Genomic DNA, 16,014 nt, shown 5'->3' with positions numbered 1-16,014 from the left:
CAGTAGGCAGCCCAATGGCCACCGACATCATAGAAACCCCGCTCCGACCGGTCGAGCAGAACGCCGAGATCCACGCCCAGCTCGGCCGCAAGTACGACGCCGGTTTCATCACCGACATCGAATCCGACAGCCTGCCGCCCGGCCTCGACGAGGACGTGGTCCGCGCGCTCTCGGCCAAGAAGGACGAGCCGCAGTGGATGACCGACTGGCGGCTGGAGGCCTACCGCCACTGGCTGACCATGCCGGTGCCGCACTGGGCCAAGCTGAAGATCGCGCCGATCGACTTCCAGGCGATCAGCTACTACTCCGCGCCGAAAGGCCCGAAGTACAAGTCGCTCGACGAAGTCCCGCAGGAACTGCTCGACACCTACGACAAGCTCGGCGTGCCGCTGCACGAGCGCGCCAAGCTGGCCGGCGTCGCGGTGGATGCGGTGTTCGACTCGGTCTCGGTCGGCACCACCTTCCGCAAGGAGCTGGCCGAAAAGGGCGTGATCTTCTGCTCGATGTCCGAAGCCATCAAGGAGCACCCGGAGCTGGTCCGGAAGTACCTCGGCTCGGTCGTGCCGGTGGGCGACAACTACTTCGCCGCGCTCAACTCGGCGGTGTTCTCCGACGGTAGCTTCGTGTTCATCCCCGAGGGCGTGAAGTGCCCGATGGAGCTGAGCACCTACTTCCGCATCAACGCCGGCCACACCGGCCAGTTCGAGCGCACCCTGATCATCTGCGAGGACCGCGCCCAGGTGTCGTACCTGGAAGGCTGCACCGCGCCGATGCGCGACGAGAACCAGCTGCACGCGGCGGTGGTCGAGCTGGTCGCGCTGGAAGACGCCGACATCAAGTATTCGACCGTGCAGAACTGGTACCCCGGCGACGAGAACGGCGTCGGCGGCATCTACAACTTCGTGACCAAGCGCGGCGAGTGCCGCGGCGCGCGCAGCAAGATCCACTGGACCCAGGTCGAGACCGGTTCGGCGATCACCTGGAAGTACCCGAGCTGCGTGCTGATCGGCGACGACTCCACCGGCGAGTTCCACTCCGTCGCGCTGACCCACCACCGCCAGCAGGCCGACACCGGCACCAAGATGATCCACGTCGGCAAGCGCACCAAGAGCAAGATCATCAGCAAGGGCATCAGCGCCGGCCGCGGGCAGAACACCTACCGCGGGCTGGTCAAGGTGGCGTCGAGCGCCGAGGGCGCGCGCAACTACACCCAGTGCGACTCGCTGCTGATCGGCAAGCAGTGCGGCGCGCATACCTTCCCGTACATCGAGGTCAAGCACCCGACCGCTACCGTCGAGCACGAGGCGACCACCTCCAAGATCAGCGACGACCAGCTGTTCTACTGCCGTTCGCGTGGCATCGGCCAGGAGGACGCGGTGTCGATGATCGTCGACGGCTTCTGCAAGCAGGTGTTCCGCGAGCTGCCGATGGAGTTCGCGGTCGAGGCCAGGAAGCTGATGGAAGTGAGCCTGGAAGGTTCGGTCGGCTGAGGCCGGAGCTTCTGTAGGAGCGGCTTCAGCCGCGATCGGATACCCGGTCGTGCGTGCCGACTCCAAATCGCGGCTGAAGCCGCTCCTACAAAAACACAACTCACCCGTTCGCGGGAAACGAGAAAGAAACCATGCTGAAGATCGAAAACCTCCACGCCGCCGTCGCCGGCAAGGAAATCCTCAAGGGCCTGTCGCTCGAACTGCAGCCGGGCCAGGTGCACGCGATCATGGGGCCGAACGGTGCCGGCAAGTCGACGCTCGGCAACATCATCGCCGGCCGCGAAGGCTACGAAGTCACCGCCGGCTCGGTGACCTTCAACGGTCAGGACCTGCTCGCGCTGGAACCCGAAGAGCGTGCCGCAACCGGCGTGTTCCTGGCGTTCCAGTACCCGGTCGAGATCCCGGGCGTGAACAACACCTACTTCCTGCGAACCGCGCTGAATGCCCAGCGCAAGGCGCGCGGCGAGGCCGAGCTCGATTCCATGCAGTTCCTCAAGCTGGTGCGCGAAAAGCTCGCCGTGCTGCACCTGAAGGACGAGCTGCTGCACCGCGGCGTCAACGAGGGCTTCAGCGGCGGCGAGAAGAAGCGCAACGAGATCTTCCAGCTGGCGCTGCTGGAGCCGAAGCTGGCGATCCTCGACGAGACCGATTCGGGACTCGACATCGACGCGCTCAAGACCGTCGCCGAGGGCGTCAACGCATTGCGTTCGCCCGAGCGCATGTTCCTCGTCATCACCCACTACCAGCGCCTGCTCGACTACATCAAGCCCGACGTGGTGCACGTGCTGGCCGACGGCCGCATCATCGAGAGCGGCGGACCGGAGCTCGCGTTGCAGCTTGAGGAGCACGGCTACGAGTGGGTGAAGGACCGCATCACGCCGGGGGCGGCCGCCTGATGAGCGCCCTGCTCGACTCGCTTGCATCCTCTTTCGACGCCCTGCCCGCGCGCGATGCAGCCGGTCTTGGCGGAACCCGTCGGGCCGCGCTCGATGCCGCGCTGCACGACGGCCTGCCGCACGCGCGGGTCGAAGCGTGGAAGTACACGCCACTGCGCGCGCTCGAGCGTCGCACGTTCGCGCCCGCCGAGGCCACGCCGGCATTCGATGCTGCCGTGCTGACGGACATTCCGGTGCCACGGATCGTGTTCGTCAACGGCCGCTTCGAAGCCGGCCACTCCGATCTCGCGGGTCTGCCGGAAGGCGTGACCCTGCAGCCGCTGTCGCAAGTGTTGCGCGAGGGTGACGCACGCGAAGCCAACTTCCTCGCACGCCGCTTCGAGCGCGCCGACGAGGTCTTCGCCAAGGTCAACGCCGCGCTGGCCGACGAAGGCGTGGTGCTGCGCGCGGAGGCCGGCGTCCGCGCCGAAGCCCCCGTCCACCTGGTGTTCGTTGGTATCCCCGCCAACACCGACCAGGCATGGCACCTGCGCCACCTCGTCGAACTCAGGGCCGGCGCCGAACTGCGCGTGGTCGAACACCAGCTGTCGACCGGCGCCCACCGCCACCTCGGCAACTCGCTGATGCACGTGCACCTGGGCCGCGACGCGCGCCTGCTGCACGCGCGGGTGCAGGACGAGTCGACCGGCGCCACCCTGCTGCACCGTACCGACGCGGTGCTGGCGCGCGATTCCGAATACCGCCGGCTCGACCTCGAACTCGGCGCCGCGCTGTCGCGACACGAACTCAACGTCACCCTGCAGGGCGACAACGCGCGGCTGCATGCCAACGGCGTGCTGCTGGCCGACGGCAAGCGCCATCTCGATACCCGCCTCGGCATCGACCACGCCGCGCGCGACACCGCCTGCGAGCTGACCTGGCGCGGCATCGGCACCGACCGTGGCCGCGTGGTGTTCCATGGCGGCATCCTGATCCGCGAAGGCGCCGACGGCACCAACGCCAACCTGTCCAACAAGAACCTGCTGCTGAACGAGGGCGCGGAGATCGACACCCAGCCGGTGCTGGTGATCCACGCCGACGAGGTGCAGGCGGCGCACGGCGCGACGGTTGGCCAGCTCGACCGGAATGCGATGTTCTACCTGCGTTCGCGCGGCATTCCGGAGCCGACTGCACGTGCGCTGCTGACGGCGGCGTTCTGCCGCGAGACGCTGTCGGTGTTCGAGGATGCCGGGGTGCGCGAGGCGGTGGCGGCGCGGCTGGATGCGGCATTGGCGCGCTCGGTGGCCAGCGCGATGGAGGTGGTATGAATCAGGAGCAACAGCGCCCTCACCCCAACCCTCTCCCGCAAGCGGGAGGGGGGGCGACAAGCGTGGATTGGGCAGCCATCCGCGACGACTTCCCGGTACTCAGGCGGCAGGTCCACGGCAAGCCGCTGGTCTACCTCGACTCGGCCAATACCGGGCAGAAGCCGGCGGTAGTGATCGACACCGTCGACGACTTCTTCCGCAACCACAACGCCAACGTCAGCCGCGCGGTGCATGCGCTCGGCAGCGAGGCGACCGAGGCCTACGAAGGCGCGCGGGGCAAGCTGGCGAAGTTCCTCAACGTCCGTGCCGACGAACTGGTGCTGTGCAGCGGCACCACCTTCGCGATCAATCTGGTCGCCTACAGCTGGGCGTTGCCGCGGCTGCAGCCGGGCGACGCGATCGTGCTGACCCGGATGGAGCACCACGCCAACATCGTGCCGTGGCAGCTGGTCGCCGAGCGCACCGGCGCGACCATCAAGGTCGCCGACATCGACGAGCACGGCGACCTCGACCTCGCGCAGCTGTATTCGCTGTTGACGCCCGAGGTGAAGCTGCTCGGCGTCGCCCACGTCTCCAACGTGCTCGGCACGGTCAACCCGGTGCGCGAGATCTGCCGCGAGGCCCGCAAGCGCGGAATCGTCACCGTGGTCGATGGTTCGCAGGCCGCGCCGCACCGGCCGCTGGACGTGGCCGCGATCGGCTGCGACTTCTACGCCATCACCGGCCACAAGATGGCCGGCCCGACCGGCACCGGCGTGCTGTGGGCGCGGCGCGAGCACCTCGACTCGATGCCGCCGTTCCTTGGCGGCGGCGAGATGATCAAGCAGGTGCGTTTCGACGGCACCGTGTTCAACGACGCGCCGCACAAGTTCGAGGCCGGCACCCCGAACATCGCCGGCTTCATCGGCCTCGGCACCGCGGTCGACTACCTGTCGGTGATCGGCATGGCCAACATCGAGGCGCGCGAGCAGGGGTTGCTGGCGTATGCGACGAAGCGGCTGGACCAAGTCGAAGGCGTGCGCATCTTCGGCCGAGCCCGCGAGAAAGCGGCGGTGATCAGCTTCCTGGTCGAAGGCGCGCACGCGCACGACCTCGCCACCCTGCTCGACCTCGAAGGCGTCGCGGTACGCTCCGGCCACCATTGCGCGCACCCGCTGATGCAGCACTTCGGCGTGCCCGCGACCTGCCGCGCCTCGTTCGCGTTCTACAACACCTTCGAGGAGATCGACGCCTTCATCGCCGCCCTCCACAAGGTCCGCAAATTGCTGTTGTAGGAGCGGCTTCAGCCGCGATTGAATCTCCGGCGGGGCACACGACCCCACGATCGCGGCTGAAGCCGCTCCTACAATTGCGCACACCAAACGCGACGCAACTCCCAATGTCCGACCTGACCTTCCGCAACGCCACCGCCGCCGACGTCCCCGCGCTCGTCGAATTCGTCACCTCCGCCTACCGCGGCGAAACCAGCCGCGTCGGCTGGACCACCGAGGCCGACCTGCTCGACGGCAACCGGATCGTGCCGGAGGTATTGCTGGCCGACATCGACCGCCCGCGCAGCCGCATCGTGCTGGCCGAGCGCGACGGCGTGCTGCTGGGCTGCGCCCACGTCGCCGAAGAGGACGGCGCCGGCTACTTCGGCATGTTCGCGGTGCGCCCCGAACTGCAGGGCAGCGGACTGGGCCGGACGATCCTCGGCGAGGCCGAACGCACCGCCGCCGTGGACTGGCGGCTGCCGCTGATGCGGATGACGGTGATCGACCTGCGCATCGAGCTGATCGACTGGTACGTGCGCCGCGGCTACCGCCGTACCGGCCAGACGAAACCCTTCCCCGCGACCGACCCGCGCTTCGGCCTGCCGCTGCGCGACGACCTGCGATTTGCGGTACTGGAAAAGGAACTGCCGTGACCGACTGGGTCCGCGTCTGCACCACCGCGGAACTGTTGCCCGGCGAATCCACGGTCGCCTGGGACGGCGACACCCCGATCCTGGTGCTGAACTACGACGGAGACTTCCACGCGCTCGAGGACAAGTGCTCGCACGAGGATTTCGAACTGTCGGCCGGCAACTTCGACGGAGAAGAGGCCACCATCGAATGCGTGCTGCACGGTGCCAAGTTCGACGTGCGCGATGGCCGCGCCCTGTGCGCGCCGGCCTACGAGCCGGTGGTCAGGTTCCCGGTCAGGGTCGAGGATGGCGTGGTCTGGACCCGCGACGACCGCTGAGCCATCCCGACAGCGGACCCATCCTGCTCAAACTTTATTGCGAATCATTCTTGTTTGCGTTTACCATTGTCCGGCTCACTTCCCCAAGGCAATGGACATGGCCCACATCAAGAGTCGCAAGCACACCTTCTCCCGCGCGGCATCGCCGCAGTCGCTGACCGCCGCGTCGCTGGTCGCCGGCCTCGCGCTCGGCGCGCCGATGGCCGCTTCGGCCCAGACCACCGGCGGCCCCGCCGCGGACGCCCAGACCACCACGCTCGACCAGGTGCTGGTCGAAGGCAAGCGCGTCAAGACCTATTCCTCCGGCCACCTGTCGTCGCCCAAGTACACCCAGCCGCTGGTCGATACCACCCAGACCATCAACGTCATCGGCAGCGACCTGTTCAACGAGCAGGGCGCGACCACACTGACCGAGGCGCTGCGCAACAGCCCGGGCGTCGGCACCTTCTATGTCGGCGAGAACGGCAACACCACCACCGGCGACAGCGTCTACCTGCGCGGTTTCGACAGCTCCGGCAGCATCTTCGTCGACGGCGTGCGCGATCTAGGCTCGATCTCGCGCGACGTGTTCAACGTCGAACAGATCGAAGTCGCGAAGGGCCCGGCCGGGACCGACCACGGCCGCACCGCGCCGACTGGCGCGATCAACCTGGTGACCAAACATCCGTTCCTGCGCGACCGCGTCTCCGGCCTGGTGTCCGTTGGCAGCGAGGATCAGAAGCGCGCCACCGCGGACTGGAACCAGACCTTCGGCAACGGCAACGCGTTCCGCCTCAACCTGATGGCGCAGGACAGCGGCGTACCCGGCCGCGACGTGGTCGAGAACAAGCGCTGGGGCGTCGCGCCGTCGCTCGGCTTCGGGCTCGACAGCGCCACCCGGATCTACATCGACCTGCTGCACGTGCAACAGGAGAACCTGCCCGACGGCGGAGTGCCGACCATCGGCCTGCCCGGCTACTCCTCGCCCGACCCGACCCGCCCGGAGATCGCAGCCGCGCCCACGGTCGACCCGGAGAACTTCTACGGCACCCTGTCGGACTACGATGACGTCACCGCCGACATGGCCACGGTGCGCGTCGAGCATGACCTGTCCGACGACGCCCGCCTGATCAACACCACCCGCTGGGGCCGCACGCAGCAGGATTACCTGCTGACCGCGTTCATGGGCTCGACCGCGAACCTGGTCACGCCCGACATCGACGACCCGTCGACCTGGACGGTCGCGCGCAGCCTGCCGACGTTCAAGGACAACCGCAACGAGATCCTCACCAACCAGACCAGCCTGACCGCACGCTTCGATACCGGCCGCGTGCAGCACGACCTGAGCACCGGCATCGAGCTGACCCGCGAGGAACTGCAGACCCAGGGCATCGACGGGATCGGCGACAGCGCCTGGCCGGCCGCCAACCTGTACAACCCCGACCCCGCCGTCGGTGGACTGCAGTGGGCCTACACCGGTGCGCGTGGCGATGGCCGCACCGACACCGCCGCGATCTACGCCTTCGACACCATCAAGCTCAACCCGCAGTGGCAGCTCAACGGCGGCGTCCGCGTCGACCACTACAGCACCGAGTTCAGCAACCTGGTGCCGTGTGGAGGCCGTCGCGGCCCGGATTGCGGCGCGCTTCCGGAAGGCTCGATCCTCCCCGGCGTCGACGCCGAAACTTCCGACACGCTGATCAACTGGAAGCTCGGCGCGCTCTACAAGCCGGCCGAAAACGGCAGCATCTACGCCAACTACGCCATCTCGCAGCAGCCCCCGGGCGGCGGCAGCCTGGAGCTGAGCGACCGTGAGAACAACGCCAACAACCCGCTGTTCGATCCGCAGAAGGCGCGCACCGCCGAGATCGGCACCAAGTGGAGCCTCGGGAACGACGCATTGCTGCTGACCGCCGCGCTGTACGACACCGAGGTCACCAACGAGATCGTGCAGGACCCGGTGGACCAGCAGTACTACCAGACCGGCCGCAAGCGCGTGCGCGGCGTGGAGATGAGCGCGGTCGGCCGGATCACCGATGCGTGGATGGTCTCGACCGGCTTCACCACGATGGACGCCGAGGTGGTCGAGGGCCCGACGGTTTCCGTCGACGGCTCGACCGACCTGGCCTATACCCCGAGCAGCGCGTTCACCGCCTGGACCACCTACCAGTTCCCGTTCGGGCTGACCGTCGGTGGCGGCGCGCGATATTCGGGCGAGATGAAGCGCGGCAATGACGGCGCGGTCGGCACCCCGGCGTTCACGGAGGATTACTGGGTGGTCGATGCGGTCGCCAGCTACGCGGTCAACGAACACCTCGACCTGCGCCTGAACCTCTATAACCTGCTCGACGAGGACTACGTGGCGGCGATCAACAAGAGCGGCTACCGCTACACCCCGGGTGCGCCTCGTTCGGCGATGCTGAGCGCCAGCTTCAGTTTCTGACCACACGTTGCCGGCCGTGGCCCGAAGGGTCGCGCAACCGGCGATGCGGCACGGACGCCTTCCCGATGCGGGAAGGCGTCCGCATGTTCAAGGAGGCCACCATGCTGTTGCACGTTCCCGCCGTCCTGGATTCCGGGCAGGTGGCGCAGTTCCGGCAGGCGCTGGATGGCGCCGACTGGACCGACGGCAAGCAGACCGTCGGCCCGCAGGGGGCGAAGGTCAAGCGCAACCTGCAACTGCCGGAGTCGTCGCCACTGCGCGCGCAACTGGGCGAGGCCGTCCTGGCGGCGCTGGCCGGCAACCCGCTGTACTTCTCGGCCGTATTGCCGGCGCGGACGCTGCCTCCGCGCTTCAACCGCTACGAAGGCGGCGGCCAGTACGGCTTCCACGTCGATGGCTCGGTGATGGCGCTGGCGGTGCCGGCCGGCTCGCCGCCACTCAACCTGCGCACCGACGTGTCGTGCACGCTGTTCCTGTGCGAACCCGACGAGTACGACGGCGGTGAGCTGATCATCAACGACACCTACGGCGAGCACGAGGTCAAGCTGCCCGCCGGCGACCTGATCGTGTATCCGTCCAGCAGCCTGCACCGGGTCGCTCCGGTGACGCGTGGCGCACGGCTGGCATCGTTCTTCTGGGCGCAGAGCCTGGTCCGCGACGACGGCCAACGCCAGATGCTGTTCGAACTGGATGCATCGATCCAGGCACTGACCGCCTCCAACGCCGACCCGGACGCCGTGCTGCGGCTGACCGGCGTCTACCACAACCTGCTGCGCCGCTGGGCGGAGACCTGATGTCGAGTTCAACCTTGTCCAACCTCACCTTCCGCAACGCGATATTCCAGGTCCACTGGCTGCTCGGCATCACGGCCGGCGTGGTGCTGGCGCTGGTCGGCTTCACCGGCGGCATGCTCAGTTTCGAGGACGAACTGCTGAAGGCGCTCAACCCCGGGGTGATGACCGTCGAGCCGCGTGGTGCAGCGCTGTCACCCGAGGCCCTGGTCGAACGCGTGCGCACGCAACGGCCGGAGGACGCGATCGCCTCGCTGCAGTTGTCGAACGAACCGGACGACAGCGCCGTGGTCGGCTTTGCGGCCAAGGACGGCGGCCGCCGCGGCAAGCGCGTGCATGTCGATCCCTATGATGGCCACGTACTGGCCGAACCCCGTTACAAGGAGTTCTTCAGCGTCACGATGCGGCTGCACCGCTGGCTGGTCGCCGACGACGTCGGCAAGCAGATCGTCGGCGCCTCGACCGTCATCCTGGTGTTCTTCTGCCTCTCGGGCCTGTACCTGCGCTGGCCCCGCCGCTGGGGCAGCCTGCGCACCTGGCTGGGGCTGGACTGGCGGCAGAAGGGCCGCAACTTCCTGTGGCACCTGCATTCGGTGGTCGGCACCTGGGTGCTGGTCGCCTACCTGGTGATGGCGCTGACCGGCCTGTGGTGGTCGTACGGCTGGTATCGCGATGCGGTCAACGACTGGGCCGGCAAGCAGGAGCGCGCGCAGCCGCGCGAAACTACCGATCGCGGCACACCGCCGCCGCTCGACATCGACTCGGCCTGGCAGGCCTTCAACGACAGGGCGCCGGCGTGGAGCACCGCCACGCTGGGTTGGCCGAAGGACGAGGACGGCGAGCCGTTGAGCTTCCGCTACCTCGACGCCGACCCCGCCCACGAGCGCGCCCGCAACGAACTGCAACTGGACCGCTGGAACTTCGACGTGGTCGCGCACCAGCGCTACGACGATGGCACGTGGCGGCAGAAGATCGGCGCCAGCATGTTCGCGCTGCATCGCGGCAGCTTCTTCGGCACCGGCGGCGTGGTGGTGTTCATGCTCGCCAGCCTGCTGATGCCGCTGTTCACCATCAGCGGCTGGATGCTCTACCTCGACCGTCGCCGCAAGCAGCGCGCGGCCAGGGCGTTGGCGCGCAGTGTAGATGCGGGAGCGCCGACGGCGACGGGCAACACCACTGCCGACGTCGATACCGACGAGATCCTGATCACCCACGCCAGCCAGACCGGCACTGCCGAACGACTGGCCTGGCTGACCGCCGCCGCCCTGCAGGAAGCCGGTTGCGCGGTCGAGGTCCAACCGCTGGGCAAGCTCGCTCCGGCCGCACTCATCGACGGTCGCCGCGTGCTGTTCGTCGTGTCGACTTTTGGCGAAGGTGAAGCGCCGGACGCCGCACGCGCGTTCGCCCGGAAGATGCGTGGCGACGCGTCCTCGCTGTCGGGCTTGCGCTACGGCGTACTTGCGCTCGGCGACCGCGAGTATGGCGACAGCTACTGCGGTTTCGGCCGTGCGCTCGACCAGTGGCTCCACCACGCGGGTGCGCGTCCGTTGTTCGACCGGATCGAGGTCGATGGCGACGACACCGGCGCACTGCGTCATTGGCAGCACCATATCGGGCAACTGGGGGGCCGCCCCGACCTGCCCGACTGGAGCGCACCGCAGTACGGCCAATGGCGGCTGGTCGAGCGGACGCTGCTCAATGCCGGCAGTCCTGGCGGCCCGGCCTTCCATCTCGCGCTGGTGCCCGAGGCCGCCGCTGACATGGACTGGCAGGCCGGCGACATCGCCGAGATCGGTCCGCGCCACGCAGCGACGACCGTCACCGCATGGCTGGCCGATGGCCACTTCGACGGCGATGTGCGGGTGCAATGCGACGGCCGGGACGAAGCCCTAGCTGACGTCGTCGTCCGCTCGCAGCTTCCCGAAGCCGCCAGCGTGCGTGGCCACACGCCGCAGCAACTCGCCGAGGTGCTCAAGCCGCTGCCGCATCGCGAATACTCGATCGCCTCGTTGCCGGACGACGGCAGCCTGCAGTTGCTGGTCCGGCAGATGCGCACGCCCGACGGCCGGCTTGGCAGCGGCAGCGGGTGGCTGACCGACCACGTGGCGCCCGACGGAACGGTCGACCTGCGGATCCGCAGCAACCCGTCGTTCCATCCCCCGGCTGACGACCGTCCGGTGCTGCTGGTCGGCAACGGCACCGGCCTGGCCGGCCTGCGCGCGGTGCTGAAGGCGCGGACCAGGGCCGGTCAACACCGCAACTGGCTGGTGTTCGGCGAGCGCAGCGCCGCCCACGACGGGTTCCATCGCGACGAACTCGAACGCTTGCAGGCCGCCGGCCAGTTGCAACGGCTCGACCTTGTGTATTCGCGCGACCAGGCGCCGCGACGCTACGTCCAGCACCTGCTGGCCGAGGCGGCCGACGACCTGCGCGGCTGGCTCGGTGACAACGGCGCGATCTATGTCTGCGGCAGCCTCGAAGGCATGGCCCCCGCAGTTGACGCGGTGCTTGCAGACATCTTCGGCGTGGAGGCGCTGGAGGCGATGGCGGCCGACGGAAGGTACCGGCGCGACGTGTACTGAGGCGAAGCGTACCGGGGACGATCAGCGCGGCGCGATACGGATCAACAGCGCCTCGCCTCCGCCCTCGAGCACGTGCCGCAAGCGATCCTCGCCCGCAGCGAGGATCGCGGTGTCGCCGGTAGCCAGCGGCGGCAGGCCGGAGTCGTCGGCAAACCGCGCCTGTCCTGCGACCAGGTGCACCGCCCAGGTCGCCCGCGGTTCGGCAAAGATCACCATCGGCCCGACCAGTGGCCGATGCCACAGATCGGCCTGCACGCGCTCGCGCCGCCACATCAGGTTGAAGTCGTGGGTGATGCCGTCGAGCAGTTCGCCGCTGACCGCACGTTCACCGGCGAAGCGGTGCCTGTCGTGCGGCGGCTGCAACTCGACCGTATCGCCATCGTCGAAGCGCAGGCGCAGGCCGTTGCCCGCCAGCAGCACCAGCTCGCGATCGACGCCGGGAAAGGTCGAAAACGCCGCGTCACGCTCGATCTCGGCGATCGACAGGCGCCAGTCCCAATCGTCGGCATCGCCGCCGCGGCAAATCTCGCGGGTCCAGCCGAGCTGGTTGCGCCAGCGCTCGCGGCGGTACTCGTTGGCGGGGATGACGCGCGACCCGGGGGCGACACTCATGGGCGGAAGGTCCGGTGGAGTGCGACCAGTCTAGCGACGCCGATTTTGCAGGTGCAAAAAGTTGCCGGCCACCGCGGATCCTTCCGTGGTGGCCGGCGCACATCCATGTCCGGGAAGCTCCCGATGTCCAGTGGGCATCCAGGCCCGTATCTGCGCACCCGGCGCGGATTTCATTCCCGCGCGCGTGGGTTACGTGGGTTACTTGGCCTTCTTGGCCTTCTTGCTCTTGGCGCCACCGACAACGATCCGGTCGCGGTTCTTCTCGATCGTGCTCAGGCCGATGCCCTTGACCATCGCCAGTTGCTCGGCGCTGCGGAACGCGCCGTTGGCCTCGCGGTAGTCGACAATAGCCTTGGCCTTGGACGGGCCGACGTTGACCAGCACCTCGTCGAGGGTGGCGGCATCGGCGGTGTTGATGTTGACCTGGTCGGCAGCGAAGGCGGAGCCAGCGAACAGCAACGACAGCAACAGCGACCTGGCGACGACGGAAAGAAATTTCATGGTGGACTCCTGGGGAAAGTTGGGTTTCGTGTTCCGGCAGGCAATCCTTTGCCGGTGGCCAAAGTCTCGGCCCACGCCCCTTCCCCGCCCATTGGCGAAACCTCCACCCGCATCCCGGACGATGCCGCCGCGCGGTGTAGGAAAAGCCCTACGGCAACGGCGTTACAATGGCTTTCTTTGCATTCCCGAGGTCCGCCCATGGCTGCCAGCACGTTCGATTCCGCGCTTGTCGAGAGCTTCGTGGGGGGCAAGTGGGATGACGAGATCGTTCCGCAACTGGTCGACTACATCCGCATCCCGAACAAGTCGCCGATGTTCGACGCCGACTGGGTCGAGCACGGTTACATGGAGCAGGCGGTCGTGCTGATGGAAACCTGGGCGAAGGCACAGCCGATCGCCGGGATGCAGGTCGAGGTGGTCCGGCTGGAAGGCCGCACGCCGCTGATCTTCGTCGACATCCCGGCCGCCAACGGTGGCAGCGACGAGGACCCGGTGCTGCTGTACGGCCACCTCGACAAGCAGCCGGAGATGACCGGCTGGGACGACGACCTCGGCCCGTGGAAACCGGTGATCAAGGGTGACCGGCTGTACGGCCGTGGCGGCGCCGACGACGGCTACGCGATCTTCGGCTCGCTGACCTCGATCCTGGCGCTGCAGGAGCAGGGCCTGCCGCATGCGCGCTGCGTGATCTTGATCGAGGCCTGCGAGGAGTCCGGCAGCTACGACCTGCCGGCCTACGTCGACCATCTCGCCGACCGCATCGGCAAGCCGTCGTTGGTGGTCTGCCTGGACTCGGGCTGCGGCAACTACGAACAACTGTGGTGCACCACCTCGCTGCGCGGCCTGGCCGGCGGCAATTTCACGGTGAAAGTGCTCGACGAGGGTGTGCACTCGGGCGATGCCTCCGGCGTGGTGCCGTCGAGCTTCCGCCTGCTGCGCCAGCTGCTGTCGCGGCTGGAGGACGAGGACACCGGCCGGATCATCGTCGAGGGCCTGCACGTCGAGGTCCCGGCCGAGCGTCTGGAGCAGGCCCGCAAGTGCGCCGAGGTGCTCGGCAGCGCGGTGTTCGACAAGTTCCCGCTGCTCGACGGCATGCAGCCGATGAGCGACGACCTCGGTGAACTGGTGCTCAACCGCACCTGGCGCCCGGCGCTGTCGGTGACCGGCATCGACGGCATCCCGCCGCTGGCCTCGGCCGGCAACGTGTTGCGCCCGCACACCGCGGTGAAGCTGTCGTTGCGGTTGCCGCCGACACTGGATGGCAAGAAGGCCGGCGAGATCCTCAAGCGCACCCTGCTCGACAACCCGCCCAATGGCGCACATGTCGAACTGGAACTGGAAAAATCCTCGACCGGCTGGAACGCCCCGGCGCTGTCGCCATGGCTGAGCCAGGCGATCGACGACGCCAGCCAGGCGTTCTTCGGCAAGCCGGCGATGTACATGGGCGAAGGCGGCTCGATCCCGTTCATGGGCATGCTCGGCGAGAAGTTCCCGGGCGCGCAGTTCATGATCACCGGCGTGCTCGGGCCGCATTCCAACGCGCACGGCCCCAACGAGTTCCTGCACATCCCGATGGGCAAGCGGGTCACCGCCTGCGTCGCCCACGTGATCGCCGCCCACCACCAGGCCGGCACGCGCGGCGAGACCACCGGCGTGGCGGCCGCGGCCAGCACCCAGGAGCGCGGCGAGCACGGTTGCTGCTAGGACAGTTGCTGTTAGGATCGGGCGGCGGTACCAACCAAGGCTGAGGAGCAATCATGTTCGATGGCATTCTGGGGTACATCATCGGCGGCGCCGTGATCGGCGTCCTCGCACGTTTCTTCAAGCCGGGCGCCGACCCGATGGGCTGGATCATGACGATCCTGCTCGGAATCCTCGGCGCGGTCGCCGGCGGCTACATCGCCGGCATGCTCGGGGTTTCCAACCGGTTCGTGGTGTGGGTGATCGCGATCATCGCTGCGATCATCCTGCTCGTCATCTACCAGATGGTCAGCGGCAAGAAGGTCGACCGGCCAGGCTGACGTCTTTCCACAATTGCCACGCGTTATCCGACACCCCGGCCCTTGCCGGGGTGTCTTGCATTCACCGCTGTGCGCGATTCCCTGCGGCATGGCAGACCGGTAACCTGTGCGCTCTGCGGCCGATGCCGCCCCGGAGCCCGCATGACCCAGCCTGTCGACTGCCCCGATCGCGCCGCCGCGCGCCTGGCTTGGGCCCGTGCCGCCACCGGTGATGCCGGACTCGCGCTCGCCCGCGCCTCGACCGACGCCGGCTTCCGCAGCTACTGGCGCGCCAGCGCCGGCGACGCGATCGACGCCCCCACCCTGATCGTGATGGACTCGCCACCGGACAAGGAGGACGCGCGGCCATGGCTGCACATCCGCGAGTTGCTTGAAAGCAACGGCGTACGGGTACCCCGGGTGCTGGCGACGGACACCGATGCCGGCTTCCTGCTGCTGGAAGACCTCGGCGTCGACACCTACCTGCAGGTCATCGACGATGACAACGCCGACGCCCTGTTCGACGCCGCGATCGGCCAGTTGCTGAAGCTGCAGGCACTGCCCTGCCCCGCCGACCTGCCCGCCTACGACGAGGCCTTGCTGGCCCGTGAACTGCGCCTGTTCGACGAGTGGTACCTCGGCCGGCACCTCGGCGTCGCGCTCGACTGCGGGGAACTGGAGGAGCTGGAACTGGCGTACCGCCGCCTGGTCGATGCCGCGCTGGCGCAGCCGCAGGTGTTCGTGCACCGCGATTTCATGCCGCGCAACCTGATGCCGGTGGCAGGCGATCCCGCCGATGGCCCGGCCGTGCTCGATTTCCAGGACGCGGTGCGCGGACCGATCGCCTACGATCCACTGAGCCTGTTCAAGGACGCGTTCCTGGGCTGGCCCGAAGCCCGGGTGGACGGCTGGCTCGACCGCTACCATGCCCGCGCGCTCGCAGCCGGGCTGCCGGTACCGGCGCTCGCGCGCTTCCGCCGCGATGCCGACCTGATCGGAGTGCAACGCCACCTCAAGGTCATGGGAATCTTCGCGCGCCTGAACCATCGCGACGGCAAGCCGAAATACCTCGCCGACGCCCCGCGTTTCGTCGCCTATCTCGACGCGGTGTTGCCGAAGTATCCCGAGTTTGCGCCACTGGCCGCGATCATCGACCGCCACGTGCGGCCGACGCTGTGATGAAGGCGATG

14 protein-coding genes are annotated in these 16,014 nt (G+C 68.0%); 12 read left to right on the top strand and 2 right to left on the bottom strand.

All coding sequences use genetic code 11. The annotated features are described in order from the left end of the window. The first annotated feature begins 14 nt into the window (after positions 1 to 14). The 9 genes from sufB (at position 15) to ACT9F5_RS11780 (ending at position 11,711) form a co-directional block, all read left to right on the top strand. On the top strand, positions 15 to 1,490 hold the full coding sequence (gene sufB, locus ACT9F5_RS11820) for a Fe-S cluster assembly protein SufB (RefSeq protein ID WP_445120159.1): 1,476 nt from the start codon (positions 15 to 17) through the stop codon (positions 1,488 to 1,490). 131 nt (positions 1,491 to 1,621) lie between these two features. After that, a complete protein-coding gene (gene sufC, locus ACT9F5_RS11815) occupies positions 1,622 to 2,386 on the top strand; it encodes a Fe-S cluster assembly ATPase SufC (protein WP_445120158.1) in 765 nt (254 codons plus the stop codon). Further along, a complete protein-coding gene (sufD, locus tag ACT9F5_RS11810) occupies positions 2,386 to 3,693 on the top strand; it encodes a Fe-S cluster assembly protein SufD (RefSeq protein ID WP_445120157.1) in 1,308 nt (435 codons plus the stop codon). The genes sufC and sufD overlap by 1 nt, the downstream gene beginning before the upstream one ends. Continuing rightward, positions 3,690 to 4,967, top strand: a complete 1,278-nt coding sequence (locus ACT9F5_RS11805; protein ID WP_445120156.1) for a SufS family cysteine desulfurase — start codon at positions 3,690 to 3,692, stop codon at positions 4,965 to 4,967. The genes sufD and ACT9F5_RS11805 overlap by 4 nt, the downstream gene beginning before the upstream one ends. A gap of 104 nt (positions 4,968 to 5,071) precedes the next feature. Next, on the top strand, positions 5,072 to 5,599 hold the full coding sequence (locus ACT9F5_RS11800; protein WP_445120155.1) for a GNAT family N-acetyltransferase: 528 nt from the start codon (positions 5,072 to 5,074) through the stop codon (positions 5,597 to 5,599). Then, complete coding sequence (locus tag ACT9F5_RS11795; protein WP_445120154.1) at positions 5,596 to 5,916, top strand: Rieske 2Fe-2S domain-containing protein; 321 nt, start codon at positions 5,596 to 5,598, stop codon at positions 5,914 to 5,916. The genes ACT9F5_RS11800 and ACT9F5_RS11795 overlap by 4 nt, the downstream gene beginning before the upstream one ends. Positions 5,917 to 6,013: 97 nt before the next feature. Further along, positions 6,014 to 8,338 (top strand): catecholate siderophore receptor Fiu, encoded by a 2,325-nt coding sequence (locus tag ACT9F5_RS11790; protein ID WP_445120153.1) that lies wholly within the window; start codon positions 6,014 to 6,016, stop codon positions 8,336 to 8,338. A 101-nt stretch (positions 8,339 to 8,439) separates the two neighbouring features. Continuing rightward, entirely contained in the window at positions 8,440 to 9,132 is a 693-nt protein-coding gene (locus tag ACT9F5_RS11785; protein WP_445120152.1) for a Fe2+-dependent dioxygenase, read from the top strand. Next, complete coding sequence (locus tag ACT9F5_RS11780) at positions 9,132 to 11,711, top strand: PepSY domain-containing protein (RefSeq protein ID WP_445120151.1); 2,580 nt, start codon at positions 9,132 to 9,134, stop codon at positions 11,709 to 11,711. The genes ACT9F5_RS11785 and ACT9F5_RS11780 overlap by 1 nt, the downstream gene beginning before the upstream one ends. 21 nt (positions 11,712 to 11,732) lie before the next feature. Here ACT9F5_RS11780 and ACT9F5_RS11775 read toward each other — a convergent pair whose 3' ends face one another. Further along, positions 11,733 to 12,323 carry a HutD family protein gene (locus ACT9F5_RS11775; RefSeq protein ID WP_445120150.1) on the bottom strand — a complete coding sequence of 197 codons (591 nt, stop codon included), beginning with the start codon at positions 12,321 to 12,323 and terminating at the stop codon, positions 11,733 to 11,735. A gap of 198 nt (positions 12,324 to 12,521) precedes the next feature. Further along, on the bottom strand, positions 12,522 to 12,824 hold the full coding sequence (locus ACT9F5_RS11770; protein ID WP_445120149.1) for a helix-hairpin-helix domain-containing protein: 303 nt from the start codon (positions 12,822 to 12,824) through the stop codon (positions 12,522 to 12,524). Between the two features lie 198 nt (positions 12,825 to 13,022). On the opposite strand from ACT9F5_RS11770, the gene ACT9F5_RS11765 reads away from it, so the two are divergent. The 3 genes from ACT9F5_RS11765 (at position 13,023) to ACT9F5_RS11755 (ending at position 16,003) form a co-directional block, all read left to right on the top strand. Next, entirely contained in the window at positions 13,023 to 14,528 is a 1,506-nt protein-coding gene (locus ACT9F5_RS11765; protein ID WP_445120148.1) for a M20/M25/M40 family metallo-hydrolase, read from the top strand. Positions 14,529 to 14,581: 53 nt separating this feature from the next. Further along, positions 14,582 to 14,845, top strand: coding sequence for a GlsB/YeaQ/YmgE family stress response membrane protein (locus ACT9F5_RS11760; protein WP_445120147.1), 264 nt, complete (start codon positions 14,582 to 14,584; stop codon positions 14,843 to 14,845). A gap of 141 nt (positions 14,846 to 14,986) precedes the next feature. Further along, positions 14,987 to 16,003: a phosphotransferase gene (locus tag ACT9F5_RS11755; RefSeq protein ID WP_445120146.1), complete on the top strand. Its 1,017-nt coding sequence runs from the start codon at positions 14,987 to 14,989 to the stop codon at positions 16,001 to 16,003. Positions 16,004 to 16,014: the final 11 nt, after the last annotated feature.

This window comes from Lysobacter sp. F6437 (genome assembly GCF_052547215.1).
Note: the sequence above shows the minus strand (reverse complement) of the source record. Positions and strands in the feature narration are given on the sequence as shown.